The sequence below is a fragment of the Kutzneria sp. NPDC052558 genome (assembly GCF_044547355.1).
In the GTDB taxonomy this organism is placed as follows: domain Bacteria; phylum Actinomycetota; class Actinomycetes; order Mycobacteriales; family Pseudonocardiaceae; genus Kutzneria.
Genome location: NZ_JBIUAG010000003.1, coordinates 45,245 through 60,003 on the forward strand (window position 1 = coordinate 45,245; position 14,759 = coordinate 60,003).

Below are 14,759 nucleotides of genomic sequence, written 5' to 3' on the forward strand. Positions count from 1 at the left end.
GGGGAAGTTAACAGTGTTTACAACACGATGGGGTGAACTATGACGGAGACCACGCGACGTGATCGGCCGCGCGCCGACACCGAGCGGGAAATCCGCCAGCAGGCGCGCAGGCTACTGGTGGAGCAGGGCCGCGAGGCTGTCACGCTGCGCGCGATCGCCCGCGAGCTGGGCATCACGGCGCCGGCGCTGTACCGCTACTACGACTCGCGCGAGGACCTGCTGCGCCGCGTCATCGACGACATCTGCGTCGACCTGGCGGCCGAGCTGACCGCCGATCTCACCCAGATCGACGAGCACGACGCGGTCGGCGGCGTGCTGGCGGCCTGCCGCGGCTTCCGCCGCTGGGCGCTGGCCCACCCGCAGGAGTTCACCCTGGTGTTCGCCTCGCCCGACGACTCCGCCAAGTGCGAGGTCGACGAGACCACCGGCACGATGATGCGCCCGGCCAAGGACCAGTTCGGCCGGATCTTCCTCAACATGGCCGGCAAGCTGCTGGCCACCCACAAGCTGGCGGTGCCGGACGAGGAGAAGGTGCCCGAGGGCCTGCGCACCGACCTGGTGGCCTTCCGGACCCACCTGCTGTCCCAGATCGCGCAGGAGGGCATCGCGCTGCCCGAGGAGGCCCTCAACCTGTCCGTGGTCTACACCATGCTGCAGTTCTGGGTCCGCCTCTACGGCCAGGTGGCGCTGGAGGTGTTCGAGCGCTTCCCCTTCGCGGTGTCCAACGCGGAGCCGCTGTTCGAGACCATGCTGACCGAGCTGTTCGAGGACATCGGCCTGGCCAACGCCTCCTGAGGGGCCCCGCGAAGGGACCCCTCAGTGACGTCACGCCACGATGTTGACCAGCCGGCCCGGCACCACGATGACCTTGCGCGGCTCCTTGCCGCCCAGCAGCTCGGCCACCTTGTCGTCGGCCAGCGCGACCGCCTTGACCTGCTCCTGGTCGGCGTCGGCGGGCACGGTGACCCGGGCCTTGACCTTGCCGTTGACCTGGATCGGGTACTCGACGGTGTCGGCGGCCAGGTAGCGCTCGTCGGCCACCGGGAACGGCCCGTGGGCCAGCGACGTGCCGTGGCCCAGGCGCTGCCACAGCTCCTCGGCGATGTGCGGGCACAGCGGCGCCAGCATCAGCACCAGCGGCTCGGCCACCGACCGCGGCGTGGAACCGGCCTTGGTCAGGAAGTTGTTCAGCTCGATCAGCTTCGCGCCGGCGGTGTTGTAGCGCATCTCGGCGTAGTCCTCGCGCACGCCGGCGATGGCCTTGTGCAGCGCGCGCAGGGTGGCCTCGTCCGGCTCGGCCTCGGTGACCCGCAGCTGCCCGGTCTCCTCGTCGACCAGGTTGCGCCACAGCCGTTGCAGGAAGCGTTGGGCGCCGACGACGTCCTTGGTGGCCCACGGCCGGGACACGTCCATCGGCCCCATGGACATCTCGTACAGCCGGAAGGTGTCGGCCCCGTAGGTCTCGCACATCTCGTCCGGGGTGACGACGTTCTTCAGGCTCTTGCCCATCTTGCCGTACTCGCGGTTGACCTCCTGGTCCTGCCAGAAGTACTTGCCGTCCCGCTCCTCGACCTCGTTCGCCGGCACGTACACGCCGCGCGCGTCGGTGTAGGCGTAGGCCTGGATGTAGCCCTGGTTGAACAGCCGCCGGTACGGCTCGTCCGAGCTGACCTCGCCCAGGTCGAACAGCACCTTCTGCCAGAACCGGGAGTACAGCAGGTGCAGCACGGCGTGCTCGACGCCGCCGATGTACAGGTCGACGCCGCCCGGGTCGGCCGGGCCGTGGATCTGCGGGCGCGGGCCCAGCCAGTACCTCTCGTTCTCGGCGTCGACGAAGCGCTCGGTGTTGTCCGGGTCCACGTAGCGCAGCTGGTACCAGCAGGAGCCGGCCCAGTTGGGCATGGTGTTGGCGTCGCGGCGGTACATCTTCGGGCCGTCGCCCAGGTCCAGCTCGACGTTGATCCAGTCGGTGGCCCGGGACAGCGGCGGCGAGGGCTCGGTGTTCGGGTCGTTCGGGTCGAAGGTCCGCGGCGAGTAGTCGTCCACCTCGGGCAGCTCGACCGGCAGCTGGTCGACGGGGATGTCGTGGGCGACGCCGTCCTCGTCGTAGACGATCGGGAACGGCTCGCCCCAGTAGCGCTGCCGGGAGAACAGCCAGTCGCGCAGCTTGTACTGCACGGTGCCCTCGCCCGAGCCCTGCTCGGTCAGCCACTCGGTGATGGCCTTCTTGGCCTCGACGACGTCCATGCCGTCCAGGAACCCCGAATTGATCGCCGGGCCTTCGCCGGTGAAGGCCTTGCCCTCGAAGCCTTCGGTCGGCTGCACGGTCCGGATGATCGGCAGCCCGAACACCTCGGCGAAGTCCCAGTCGCGGGTGTCCTGGCCGGGCACGGCCATGATCGCGCCGGTGCCGTAGCCCATCAGCACGTAGTCGGCGACGAACACCGGGATGCTGGCCCCGTTGACCGGGTTGACCGCGTACGCGCCGGTGAACACACCGGTCTTGTCCTTGTTCTCCTGGCGGTCCAGTTCGGACTTGCGGGAGGCCGCCAGCCGGTACGCCGCAACGGCTTGCGCCGGCGTGGCCGCGCCACCGGTCCAGCGACTGTCCACATCGGACGGCCACGCGTCGGCGGCCAGCGAGTCGACCAGCGGGTGCTCGGGGGCCAGCACCAGGTAGGTGGCGCCGAACAGGGTGTCGGGCCGGGTGGTGAAGACCTCGATCGACTCGTCGCCGGCGGCGAAGCGCACCCGGGCGCCGTAGGAGCGGCCGATCCAGTTGCGCTGCATGGACTTGACCTTCTCCGGCCAGTCCAGCCGCTCCAGGTCGTCGACCAGGCGGTCGGAGTACGCGGTAATGCGCATCATCCACTGGCGCAGGTTGCGCCGGAACACCGGGAAGTTGCCGCGCTCGCTGCGGCCGTCGGCGGTGACCTCCTCGTTGGACAGCACCGTGCCCAGGCCCGGGCACCAGTTCACCGGGGCCTCGGACAGGTAGGCCAGCCGCTTGGAGTCGATCTTCGCGCGGCGCTCGGCCGGGGACAGCGATGCCCAGGACGGGTCCTTGGCGTACTCGGCCTCCAGCTCGGCGATCGGGCGCGCCTTGCCGGCCTGCTCGTCGTACCAGGAGTTGTAGATGCGCAGGAAGATCCACTGCGTCCAGCGGTAGTAGCCGGGGTCGATGGTGGAGATCCGGCGGCGCTCGTCGTGGCCCAGCCCCACCCGGCGGATCTGCCGCAGGTAGGTGGCGATGTTGTCCTCGGTGGTCTTGCGCGGGTGCTGCCCGGTCTGCACGGCGTACTGCTCGGCCGGCAGGCCGAACGCGTCGAAGCCCATGGTGTGCAGCACGTTGCGGCCGTTCATCCGGTGGAACCGGGCGAACACGTCGGTGCCGATGAAGCCCAGGGGGTGGCCGACGTGCAGGCCCGCGCCCGACGGGTACGGGAACATGTCCTGCACGAACATCTTGTCGGCGGGCAGCGGGGCGTCGGAGCTCAGTTCCCCGACCGGGTTGGGCGCGTGGAAGGTGCCGTGCTCCTCCCAGTGCTGCTGCCAGCGTCGCTCGAACTCGCCGGCCAGCGTCGCGGTGTAGCGGTGGGCCGGCGCCGCCTCGGCGGTCTGCTCGGTCATCGAAGTCCCTCTCGTCATACCTGCCCCTGACATGACAAAACCCTCCAGCCCAAACAGGGCATGGAGGGCTGCCGCGCCGGCCGCTTCTTCAGGGGGCCAACGCGGCTAAATAAGGAGCAGGCGGACCGTGCTCATGACGTGCAGTTTAGCGCACACTCTGTAGGTCATGCGCTGGGTTTGGATCGGCCTGGTTCTGCTGGTCGCGGGCTGTACCGCGACGCCTCCGCCACCCCCTGCCCCGACCACCACGACGACCGTGTTGGCCCCGGTGTCGGCCGGCGATTGGCCCACCTACCACCTCGACAACCAGCGGACCGGGGCGAAGCCCGATCTGGCCCCGCTGGGCACGCTGTCGCTGGCCTGGCACGCCAAGCTGGACGGCGCGGTCTACGGCCAGCCCCTGGTTGTCGGCGACCGGATCCTGGCCGCCACCGAGAACGACACGGTCTACGCCCTGGACCCGGCCACCGGCAAGGTCCGCTGGCAGACCCACCTGGGCACGCCCCAGCCGCGGAAAGGCCTGGCCTGCGGCGACATCGACCCGCTGGGCATCACCAGCACGATGGCCTACGACCGGTTCACCAACCGGCTGTTCGCGGTGGCCGAGACCGCGGGCGGCAGCCACACGCTGATCGGCATGAACGTGGACACCGGCACGGTCGAGGTGCAGACCATGGTGGATCCGCCGCGGGGCGACGCGATCGCGCACCAGCAGCGGGCCGCGCTGACGATCGTCGACAACAAGGTCTTCATCGCCTACGGCGGCCTGTTCGGCGACTGCGGCAACTACCGGGGCACGGTCCTGTCCGTACGCACCGACGGCACCAACCCGCACAGCTACGTGGTGCCGACCCGGCGACAGGCCGGCATCTGGGCCCCGGGCGGCGCGGTGCTGGACGGCCCGCGCCTGCTGTACGCGGTGGGCAACGGCCAGGCCACCAACGGCCAGTACGACGACAGCGACTCGGTGGTGGCGCTGACCACGGACACGTTGAACCGGGTGGACATCTTCACGCCGACCACCTGGGCCGACGACAACGCCCAGGACCTGGATCTCGGCTCCTCCAACCCGGTGTCGCTGGGGTCGCACGTGCTGGTGACGGGCAAGCGCGGCATCAGCTACGTGCTGGACCGGACCGACCTGTCGCACTCGTCCGCGCAGCTGGAGACCTGCCCGTCGCTGGGATCGCCGGCCGTGCAGGGCAACGTCGTGGTGATCCCGTGCCAGGCCGGTCCGAAGGCGATGAGCTTCGACAACGGCGGCCAGCTGACGCCGATGTGGAGCTCACCCGTCCCGGCGGCCGGCTCGCCGACCATCGGCGCCGACGCGGCCTGGGTGGTCGATGTCGACGGCGGCGTGCTCTACGCCCTGGACCTGCGGACCGGGGCGGTGCGGGGCCAGCTCCAGATCGGCCCCGCACCGCACTTCGCGTCCCCGACGCTGTCCGTGGACCACGCCTACATCGGCGTTGTGGACGGCGTCGTGTCGGTGGCCGGGGCCTAGCGCACCGCGAGGGCGATCACCTGGGTGATCTGGCCGGAGTTGAAGTTGTTGTCGCTGACCAGCAGCAGCGTCCGCTCCCCGGAGGGCAGCGTCGGGCCCCAGGTGATCCCCTCGATGTTGTCCACCTTGGGCAGGCCCAGGGTGTCCAGGTCGACCAGCAGCTTCTTGCTCACCGGCTTGATCTTCTCGCCGGCCAGGGAGGCCACGTCCCTGACGTTGGTCGCGCCCTTGGTGTCGATCTCGTAGACCCGGACCTTGTTGCCGACGCCGGTGACGAAGGCCCGCTCCACCATCAGGTAGCGGGTCGGGTCGATCGGGTCGTCGGCCACCATGCTGGACACGCCGTTGGTGTCGTTGGCGCTGGGGGAGGGCGCGAACAGCGGGTCGATCGGGTACGCGTACTGGGCCAGCACCGGGCCGAACCGGCTCTGCACGGTGATCCGGGTCAGCGCCCCGGCCGTCGCCGTCGGGTCCGGGCCGTCCTGGAGCAGCGGGTCCTCCACCTCGCTGACCAGCAGCGTGCCGGCGGCGGCGTAGGTGATGCCCTCCAGCGTCTGGTTCTGCCGCGGGCCGACGTTGTCGGCGCTCATCCGCTCGTCGGCCGGCAGCGGCAGCTGGCCGACGTAGCCGCCGTCGGGGCGGGCCTGGCGGATCGACGGATCGAGCAGGGTGGTCTGCGGGGTCAGGATCCGCTCGCCCTCCTGGCTCCAGGTGACGTTCCCGGTCCAGGGGTCGACCCGCAGCTCCTCGGGATCGACGGTGCCGTCCCGGTCGCACACCTGCCGCGAGGCCGTGCACGGGGTCGCGGTCCATTCCTTGATCGTCGGGTACGTCTTGCCGTCCGGCCGCAGGAACGGGTGGGTGCCGGTGAACTGCACGGAGTGCACGCCGTCGGCATCCACGTCGATCTCGGCGGTGTAGAACCGGGCCGGGTTGATCGCCGATCTGTCGTCGCTGATCAGCACGTACTGCCCGGTGCGGGGGTCGCGGTCGATGGAGGACAGGCCGCCGACGGTGGTGCCCTGGAACGGCAGGTTGAACGGCACGATCTGCTCGCCGAGCAGGCGTGCGCGGGACGGGCTCGCGGCGGCGGCGCCGGCGGTCAGTCCGGTCGCCAGCAGCGTCACGGTGGCGATGGTCAGGCTGCGTCTGAACATGGCGTGCAGCACATACGACCGGGGTGAAGTCCTGGTGGACATCGGATAACGCCTACCCTCCACAGTGTGAACCTCGCAGTCACGACGGTATCGGTGGTTGTCCTGCTCGTCGGCGTGTCCTTCGGCGTGATCGGCGGGCTCGGCCTGCGCGGCACGCTGCGCCGCAACCGGTTCTTCGGCGTACGCACCGAAGCGGCCATGCGCAGCGACGAGGCGTTCACCCTGGCCAACAAGGTCGCCGGGCTGCCGACCGCGGTCGCCGGCCTGGTCGGCCTGGTCGGCGCGGTCACCTCGCTGGCCATGCGCGACTCGATCGTGCCGCTGGGGGTCGGCATCGTCGGCATGCTGGCGATCGTGATCGCCGGCGCGGCCACCGGCACCAAGGCGGCCGAGGCCATGCCGGAGCCCGAGCCGGCGCTGCCGGCCGGCTGCGCCGGGTGCGCCTGCGGCGGTTGCAGCCTGGTCAAGCGCTGACGGTCAGTTCCGCAGCACGTCGCCCGGGTGGCTGGCCTGCAACGCCAGCGGCATGCCCTGCCGCCGCAGCACCCGACCCCACAGGTCGACACCCGGCGGCGTGAGCACGTCACCGGGCAGCCCGGCGACCACGAACCAGTCGCCGCGCTCGATCTCCCCGGCCAGCTGGTTGACGTCCCAGCCGGCGTAGCCGGCGAACACCCGTAATCCGCGCACCTTCGAGACCAGCGACTCCGGGTCGGAGTCCAGGTCCACCATGGCCACCGGGCCGCGCACCGCGATCACCCCGTCGGTGCTGCCGACGTCCTCGCCGGTGTTGAGCGCGGCCAGGCACAGCGCGGTCTTCTGGTCGACCGGGCCGCCCACGAAAACGGCCTGCGGCCGGCTGACGTAGGGGCCCCAGGCCGGCAGCACGTCGTGCACGGCGACCTCGCTCGGCCGGTTCAGCACCACGCCCAGCGTGCCCTCGCCCCGATGGTCGATGATGTAGACCACGGTGCGGCGGAAGTTCGAGTCGAGCAGTTTCGGCGAGGCCACCAGCAGTGAACCGGGCTCGACGTCGCGGTCGGGACGCACCCGGTCATGATCCCACTAAGCGGGTGCGCGATACGGGGGACCGGGCCGATGCCGGGCACGTAGTCTGCTGCCGTGGTCGCAGACGGACACGCCGTGCGCAGGATGCTGGCTGCTCCGGGGTTCCGGCGGCTGCTGTTCTGCCGCCTGGCCTCGCAGTGGGCCGACGGCCTGTTCCAGGCCGGACTGGCCGGCGCGGTGTTGTTCAACCCCGAACGACAGGCCGATCCGCTGGCCATCGCCGGCGGCTTCGCGGTGATCCTCATCCCGTACTCGGTGGTCGGCCCGTTCGCCGGCGCGCTGCTGGACCGGTGGGACCGGCGGCGGCTGCTGATCGTGGCCAACTTCGTCCGGGTGGCGCTGGTGCTGCTGACCGCGGTGGCCGACGGCTTCGGTCTGAGCAACGGCCCGCTGTACGCCGCCGCGCTGCTGGTGATGGGCGCGAGCCGGTTCATCGGGGCCGGCCTGTCGGCGTCGCTGCCGCACGTGGTGGAGCCGAGGGACCTGGTCACCGGCAACTCGATGGTGGCCACGCTGGCCTCGGCGGCCGCGGCGATCGGCGGCGCGACCGCGTTCGGGCTGCGCGACGTGCTCGGCTCGGGCAACGTCGGCTCGGCCCAGGTGACCTCGGTGGCGATCGTCGGGGCCCTGGTCTCGGCCCTGTTCGCGGCCCAGTTCGCCGCCGGCGTGCTCGGCCCGGACGAGGTGAACGAGCCCCGCGCGGCGTTCGTCGCGGTGGCCAAGGGCATGGTCGACGGCGGCCGGGCGGCGCTGCGCGCGCCGAGCGTGGCCGCCGGCTTCATCGCGCTGACCGCGCACCGCATCGCCTACGGCGCGTCCCTGCTGGTCATCGTGCTGCTGATGAAGTACTCGATGCACAGCCACGGCATGTTCCGGGCCGGCGCCGGCGGCCTGACCGAGGCGGTGGCCGCCGGCGCGGCCGGCCTGGTCCTGTCCGGCGTGGTGACGCCAGGGCTGGTCCGCCGCTTCGGCCGGCCCCGCGCGGTCGCCGGCGCCCTGGTCGCGGCCGCGGTCGGCCTGGCCGGGTTCGGCCTCCCGATGACCGTGCCGACGCTGCTCGGAGCCGCGTTCGTGGTCTCGTTCTGCGGCCAGACCGTGAAGCTGAACGTGGACGCGGCCATCCAGCGCGACGTGCCCGACCAGTCCCGGGGCCGGGTGTTCTCGGTCTCCGACACGGTGTTCAACGCGGCGATGGTGCTCGGCGTGGCCGTGGTCGCGACCATCGTGCCGATGGACGGCCGGTCGCCGGGCGTGGTGATCGGCACCGCCGCGGTCTACGTGGTCGGCCTGCTCGGCTACGTCCTCGTGCTGCGGGCGCATCCCAACGGCCCGCGCTGACGTTTCACATGAAACATCAACTCGGGACGTCGATGCCCTGGTCCCGGGCCCACTGCCGCAGCTCCGCCACCGCGTCCTCGTGCTCCAGCGGGCCGCGGTCCAGCCGCAGGTCCTTGAGGAACTTCCAGGCCTTGCCGACGATCGGGCCCGGCGGCACGCCCAGCAGCCGCATGATCTCGTTGCCGTCCAGGTCCGGCCGCACCCGGGCCAGGTCCTCCTCGGCGGCGATGCGGGCGATGCGCTCCTCGAGCTCGTCGTAGGTGCGCTGGAGGTGCTGGGCCTTGCGCCGGTTGCGGGTGGTGCAGTCGGCCCGGACCAGCTTGTGCAGCCGGCTCAGCAGCGGACCGGCGTCGGTGACGTAGCGGCGGACCGCCGAGTCGGTCCACTCGCCCTTGCCGTAGCCGTGGAAACGCAGGTGCAGGAACACCAGCTGGGAGACGTCGTTGATGATCTCCTTGCTGTACTTCAGCTCCCGCAACCGCTTGCGGACCATCTTCGCGCCGACCACCTCGTGGTGGTGGAAGCTGACGCCGCCGCCCTCCTCGAACCGCCGGGTGGCCGGCTTGCCCACGTCGTGCAGCAGCGCGGCCAGCCGCAGGATCAGGTCGGGGCCGTCCTCCTCCTGGGCGATCGCCTGGTCCAGCACCACCAGCGAGTGGTGGTAGACGTCCTTGTGCTGGTGGTGCTCGTCGATCTCCAGCCGCATCGCCGGCAGCTCGGGCAGCACGTGCGCGGCCAGGCCGGTGTCGACCAGCAGCTCGATGCCCAGCTTGGGGTGGGCGCCGCAGAGCAACTTGGACAGCTCGGCCTGCACCCGCTCGGCGGTGATCCGGGTGATCTCGTCGGCCATCGAGGTCATCGCCTCGACCACGCGGGGCGCCGGCCGGAAACCCAGCTGGCTGACGAACCGGGCCGCGCGCAGCATGCGCAGCGGGTCGTCGGCGAAGGACTCCTGCGGCGTGGCCGGCGTGTCCAGCACCTTGTCGGCCAGCGCCTGCACGCCGCCGTACGGGTCGACGAAGCGCCGCCGGCTCAGCTCCACCGCCATCGCGTTCACGGTGAAGTCGCGGCGCAGCAGGTCGGCCTCGATGGAGTCGCCGAAGGTGACCTCGGGATTGCGGGTGACCCGGTCGTAGCTGTCGGCCCGGAAGGTGGTGATCTCCAGCTGCTGCCCGTGCTTGGCCAGCCCGACCGTGCCGAAGGCGATGCCGGTCTCCCACACCGCATCGGCCCACGGCCGGACCAGGGCCAACACCTGCTGCGGGCGGGCGTCGGTGGTGAAGTCCAGGTCGTTGCCCAGCCGGCCCAGCATCACGTCCCGGACCGGTCCCCCGACCAGGTAGAGCTGGTGGCCGGCGGCGGCGAAGCGGGCGGCCAGCTCCTCGGCCACCGGGGCGACGCGCAGCAGCTCCACCACGGCGTTCTCACGCACGGCTTCGGACAGGGCGGGTGAATTCGAACCGGACACGACAAGGCAGGGTATCGGTATCGGCCGCCGGTGTCGGAGCGCGATCGCCCTGCAACGGCCAGCACACGGGACTGCCCACTACCATCGCGTGCATGTCCCCGTCGACCGGTCGTTCCGGCGGAACCAAGCCGGGGCGCCGCAACCGGCGCCGGGGCCGACGCCTGCGGACCGTCGACGAGACCTCGGCCGGCGGCCTGGTCCTCGACGAGGCGCACGGGGCCGCTGCGATCATTGGCCGGCTGGACCGACGGGGCCGGCTGCTGTGGTCGCTGCCCAAGGGGCACATCGAGGCCGGTGAGACCTCCGAGCAGACCGCCGTCCGGGAGGTCAGCGAGGAGACCGGCATCGACAGCAAGGTCCTGCGCACCCTCGGCACGATCGACTACTGGTTCGTGGCCGAGGACCGCCGGGTGCACAAGACGGTCCACCACTTCCTGCTCGAAGCGGTGGGCGGAGAACTTTCCGACGAGGACGTGGAGGTCACCGAGGTGGCATGGGTGCCGCTGGGCGAGCTGGACGATCTGCTCGCCTACGCCGACGAGCGCCGCCTGGTGCGGCTGGCGCTCGACCTGCTCTCCGACGGGTCAGCCTCCAGCGAGCGTTCCGGGGCGGAGTCGGCGTGAGCGAGCTTGCGAGCTCACCATTGAGCACAGGGAATCGCTGCATGGGCCTGCCGAGCGCTAGCGAGGCAGGGTCATGAAAAGGGTGCTGGCCGTGTTCGCGGCCGCCGGCATCGCGGTGCTGACGCTCGCCCCGTCGAACGCCACCGCTCAGGAGTCCGACCAGCAGAATCGCATCAAGGTCGACATCGTCCAGGTGACACCCGAGCCGGTCACCTCGGGCCAGCAGGACACCCTCACCGTGCACGGCCGGCTGACCAACGTCGGCGACAGGCGGGTGTCCAAGGCCGAGGTGCGCCTGGAGCGCGGGGACAAGCTGGACGAGAACGGCCTGCGCACCGTGCTGGCCAAGTCGCCGACCGGCGTGAAGTTCAGCGACTTCCAACCGGTCGCGCCGTCCCTGGCCCCTGGTCAGGCCGCGGATTTCGTCATCAACGTCACGCTGCACGGCGTCAGCTCGAACAGCCTGGAGATCAACGATCCCGGCGTGTACCCGCTGATGGTCAACGTCAACGGCGTGCCGGACTTCGGCGGGCTGGCCAAGGTCGGCCAGGCCACCACCGTGCTGCCGGTGCTGTCGCTGCCCGGCGGCGGCGCGCTGGCCAAGCCGGCGACGCCGGCCAAGATCACCATGCTGTGGCCGCTGTCCGACCAGCCGCGGCTGGTCACCGCGGCCACCGACGGCAGCGCCGTGCTCGGCGACGACGTGCTGGCCGCCGAGCTGGCCCAGGGCGGCCGGCTGGACGCGCTGCTCAGCGCCTACGAGATGGCGCCGGCCGGGCTGTCCCAGGCCATCTGCCTGGCCGTGGACCCGGACCTGGTCGAGACCGTGCAGTCGATGGCCGCCGGCTACCAGGTGGAGTCGGCGAACGGCCGCGTGCCCGGCAAGGGCCAGGGCGCGGCCCGCTCCTGGCTGGACCGGCTCAAGCTGGATCTGCCTGGTCGCTGCCTGTTCGCGCTGCCGGCCGCCGACGCGGACCTGAACGCGCTGGCCCGGGCCGGCGCCACCCCGCTGGTGCAGTACGCGCTGGCCGGCGACGTGCTGCACCAGGTGCTGGGGGCCACCCCGCTGACCGGCCTGACCTGGCCGATCGACGGGCAGCTGGACCCGAGGACGCTGGCCGCGTTCACCGACAACTCGGCGCAGACCCTGGACACCAGCCTGCTGCGCGGCACCAAGGTGACCGGCGTGCTGCTGTCCGCGGCGACCGTGCCCGGTTCGGACCCGACGCAGCTGGGGGACAAGGGCCCCCGGGTGATCCGCCTGGACGACCTGGTGTCGGCCGCGCTGGCCAACGGCTCGGCGGCGGCGCTGGCCGCGCTCCAGCTGCACGCCGGCTCCGCGGTCCCGCTGGTCGTCGCCCCGCCGCACCAGTGGAGCCCGTCCGAGGCGGACGCCGCCGCCCTGCTGAGCGGCGTGCAGACGCTGGCCGACCAGCAGTACCTGGCGCCGACCGGCCTGGCTTCGCTGGCGTCGGGCCCGACGCCGTCGACGAAGGTCGCCCCCGGCTACTCCGAGCAGGGCGCGGAGCTCTCGCCCGGCGCCGCCGGCGCGGTGGCCGAGGCCACCAGCCACGCCTGGGACTTCTACACCTCGATGGAGCAGGACCCGGCCTCGCCGGTCACGCCCGCCCAGGTGATGTCGCCGGTGTTCGACGGTCTGCTGCGGGCCGGGTCCGGCGTGTGGCGGGGCCGGGACATCGGCGCGGCCGGCGCGCTGGCCCCGCCGGTCACGCTGCTGGACAGCCTGGAGAGCCAGGTCGGCGTGCAGCAGCCGGGCAGCCCCATCACGCTGGCGTCCGAGGACAGCCCGCTGCCGGTGCGCGTCTTCAACAACCTCCAGGTCGTGGTGAAGGTCGGCGTCAAGCTGCAGTCGCTGAGCGGGGTCATCAACGCCCAGCCGACGATCCAGCGGATCCCGGCCGGCATCCCGCGCGACGTGCTGCTCGGCTCGACCGTGGTGCGCAGCGGCCGGTTCACCGTGACGGTCTCGCTGACCACCACCTCCGGCCGCACCACGCTGGGCGCGCCGGCCCGGATCGAGCTGACCTCGACCGCGTTCGGCACCGTCAACCTGGTGATCACCGGTGTCGCCGCGGTGGCGCTGTTCGGCCTGTCCGGCCGGCGCATCTACCGCCGCATCACCGCGTCCCGCCAGCGCAAGAGGGAGCAGCAGCAGGCCCAGGAGACCGCCGCCGAGGTCACCGTGCCCGCGCACGCGCCCGTCCCCGAGAAGCTGACCGCCGGCGTGCCCGGCGACGAGAGGTCGAGCGAGAGTTGAGCGAGCCGGCGACGATCGTCATACGAGCAGCGGACTTACAAGCCCAGCTGGCGGCGGAGGAGGCCGAGGCCCCGTCGCTGGCCAAGGCGAGCGGCTCGATGGCCATCGCCACGCTGATCAGCCGGGTCACCGGCTTCGGCTGGCGGCTGGCCCTGACCGTGCTGCTGGGCATCACCGCCACCCAGGACGCCTACAACGCGGCCAACACCTTCCCGAACATCATCTACGAGCTGTTCGTCGGCAACGTGCTGACCAGCGTGATGATCCCGGTGCTGATCAAGGCGCGGCACGACGACGAGGACAAGGGCGTCGCGTACACCCAGCGCCTGGTCACCATGGGCACCGTCATGCTGCTGGCCGTCACCGTGCTGGCTGTGGCCTGCGCGCCCTTGCTGACCAGCATCTTCGTCGACAGCTCGACCGGGCAGTCGCGGCCCGAGGTGGTCACCGCGTTCGGCTACCTGGTGCTGCCGGAGATCCTGTTCTACGGCATCAGCGCCCTGTTCAGCGCCATCCTCAACGCGCAGAACATCTTCAAGGCGCCGGCCTGGGCCCCGGTGGCCAACAACCTGATCATGTTCGGCACGCTGGCCACCTACATGATCGTGCCGGGCGACCAGGACCTGAACCCGTTCCACATCACCGACGCGAAGTTCCTGGTCCTGGGCATCGGCAGCTCGCTGGGCGTGGCCGCGCAGGCCGCCGTGCTGGTGCCGGCCCTGGTGCGCAGCGGCTTCAAGCTGCGCCCCCGTTGGGGTTGGGACAAGCGCATCGGCCAGTTCGGCGGCCTGATGGGCTGGGCCTTCGGCTACGTGCTGGTCAGCCAGGTCACGGTGTGGGCCATCACCCGGGTGGCCACCGGCGCGGCCGGCGGCGGCCTGTCGATCTACCTCCAGTCCTGGAACCTGCTCCAGGTGCCCTACGGCGTGCTGGGTGTGTCGCTGCTCACGGCGATCATGCCGAAGATGAGCCAGGCCGCCGCCGAGGGCGACGTGCCCGGGGTGCTGGACTACCTGTCCCAGGGCAGCCGGCTGACCGCCGTGATGCTGGTGCCGATCAGCGCGCTGATGACGGTGCTGGGCCCGGCCATGGGCGTGGCCCTGTTCTCCATCAAGTCCTCGGAGTCCTCCGGCGCGTTCGAGCTCGGCCTGGGCGTGACGGCCTCGGCCTTCCTGCTGCTGCCCTACTCGGTCACCCTGCTGCAGCTGCGGGTCTTCTACGCGTTCAACGACTCCCGCACGCCGACCGTGCTACGGGCGCTGATGGTGGCCTTCCAGGTTCCGCTGACCTTCGCCTGCCCGCTGGTGCTGCCCAGCCAGGACGTGGTCTACGGCATCGCCTTCGTCAACGGCCTGACCTTCGTGGTCGGCATGGCGATGGGGGAGATCTGGCTGCGCAGGCGGTTCGGCAAGCTCGGCAGCCGGCGCGTGGTCAAGACGTACGTGAAGACCGGCGTCAGCGCGGTGTGGGGCGCGGCCGCCGCACTGGCCGTGGCTCTGGTGGTTACCCGCTACATTCCCGGGGGTATCCACCGTGCGGGCGGGGCCTGGCTGACCGTGGTCGGCGGTGGGCTGCTCGGTCTGGTGTGCGCGTTCGGCATGATGACGTTGCTCAGAGTGCACGAGCTCACACCGGCACTGAGCCGAATCACCCGATTCGTGCGGCGGACCTGAGGGTTCACCCAGGGCCCGAC

11 protein-coding genes are annotated in these 14,759 nt (G+C 71.2%); 7 read left to right on the forward strand and 4 right to left on the reverse strand.

Annotation, left to right across the window (positions count from 1 at the left end):
- Positions 1–39: 39 nt before the first annotated feature.
- Positions 40–795, forward strand: a complete 756-nt coding sequence (locus ACIG5F_RS06650) for a TetR/AcrR family transcriptional regulator (RefSeq protein ID WP_396516437.1) — start codon at positions 40–42, stop codon at positions 793–795.
- A gap of 30 nt (positions 796–825) precedes the next feature.
- On the opposite strand, the gene leuS is transcribed toward ACIG5F_RS06650, so the two are convergent.
- Positions 826–3,630, reverse strand: coding sequence for a leucine--tRNA ligase (gene leuS / locus ACIG5F_RS06655; RefSeq protein ID WP_396516438.1), 2,805 nt, complete (start codon positions 3,628–3,630; stop codon positions 826–828).
- A gap of 166 nt (positions 3,631–3,796) precedes the next feature.
- Between leuS and ACIG5F_RS06660 the strand changes: the two genes are divergently transcribed.
- Positions 3,797–5,134, forward strand: coding sequence for a PQQ-binding-like beta-propeller repeat protein (locus ACIG5F_RS06660; RefSeq protein WP_396516439.1), 1,338 nt, complete (start codon positions 3,797–3,799; stop codon positions 5,132–5,134).
- Here ACIG5F_RS06660 and ACIG5F_RS06665 read toward each other — a convergent pair.
- On the reverse strand, positions 5,131–6,291 hold the full coding sequence (locus ACIG5F_RS06665; protein ID WP_396516440.1) for an esterase-like activity of phytase family protein: 1,161 nt from the start codon (positions 6,289–6,291) through the stop codon (positions 5,131–5,133). The genes ACIG5F_RS06660 and ACIG5F_RS06665 overlap by 4 nt on opposite strands.
- Before the next feature lie 66 nt (positions 6,292–6,357).
- Between ACIG5F_RS06665 and ACIG5F_RS06670 the strand changes: the two genes are divergently transcribed.
- Entirely contained in the window at positions 6,358–6,765 is a 408-nt protein-coding gene (locus ACIG5F_RS06670) for an SdpI family protein (RefSeq protein ID WP_396516441.1), read from the forward strand.
- Positions 6,766–6,768: 3 nt separating this feature from the next.
- On the opposite strand, the gene ACIG5F_RS06675 is transcribed toward ACIG5F_RS06670, so the two are convergent.
- Positions 6,769–7,341 (reverse strand): YqgE/AlgH family protein, encoded by a 573-nt coding sequence (locus ACIG5F_RS06675; RefSeq protein WP_211764496.1) that lies wholly within the window; start codon positions 7,339–7,341, stop codon positions 6,769–6,771.
- Between the two features lie 72 nt (positions 7,342–7,413).
- Here ACIG5F_RS06675 and ACIG5F_RS06680 point away from each other — a divergent pair, with 72 nt between their 5' ends.
- The gene (locus ACIG5F_RS06680) at positions 7,414–8,697 is read left to right on the forward strand and encodes an MFS transporter (protein WP_396516442.1); all 1,284 of its coding nucleotides are present in this window, start codon (positions 7,414–7,416) and stop codon (positions 8,695–8,697) included.
- A 16-nt stretch (positions 8,698–8,713) separates the two neighbouring features.
- On the opposite strand, the gene ACIG5F_RS06685 is transcribed toward ACIG5F_RS06680, so the two are convergent.
- On the reverse strand, positions 8,714–10,165 hold the full coding sequence (locus ACIG5F_RS06685) for a CCA tRNA nucleotidyltransferase (RefSeq protein WP_396516443.1): 1,452 nt from the start codon (positions 10,163–10,165) through the stop codon (positions 8,714–8,716).
- Positions 10,166–10,257: 92 nt separating this feature from the next.
- Between ACIG5F_RS06685 and ACIG5F_RS06690 the strand changes: the two genes are divergently transcribed.
- The 3 genes from ACIG5F_RS06690 to murJ all read left to right on the forward strand — a co-directional run bounded on the left by ACIG5F_RS06690 (position 10,258) and on the right by murJ (position 14,739).
- Positions 10,258–10,788, forward strand: a complete 531-nt coding sequence (locus ACIG5F_RS06690; RefSeq protein WP_396516444.1) for an NUDIX hydrolase — start codon at positions 10,258–10,260, stop codon at positions 10,786–10,788.
- A gap of 73 nt (positions 10,789–10,861) precedes the next feature.
- On the forward strand, positions 10,862–13,066 hold the full coding sequence (locus ACIG5F_RS06695; protein WP_396516445.1) for a DUF6049 family protein: 2,205 nt from the start codon (positions 10,862–10,864) through the stop codon (positions 13,064–13,066).
- Complete coding sequence (gene murJ / locus ACIG5F_RS06700; RefSeq protein ID WP_396516446.1) at positions 13,063–14,739, forward strand: murein biosynthesis integral membrane protein MurJ; 1,677 nt, start codon at positions 13,063–13,065, stop codon at positions 14,737–14,739. Before ACIG5F_RS06695 ends, murJ begins: the two co-directional genes overlap by 4 nt.
- Positions 14,740–14,759: the final 20 nt, after the last annotated feature.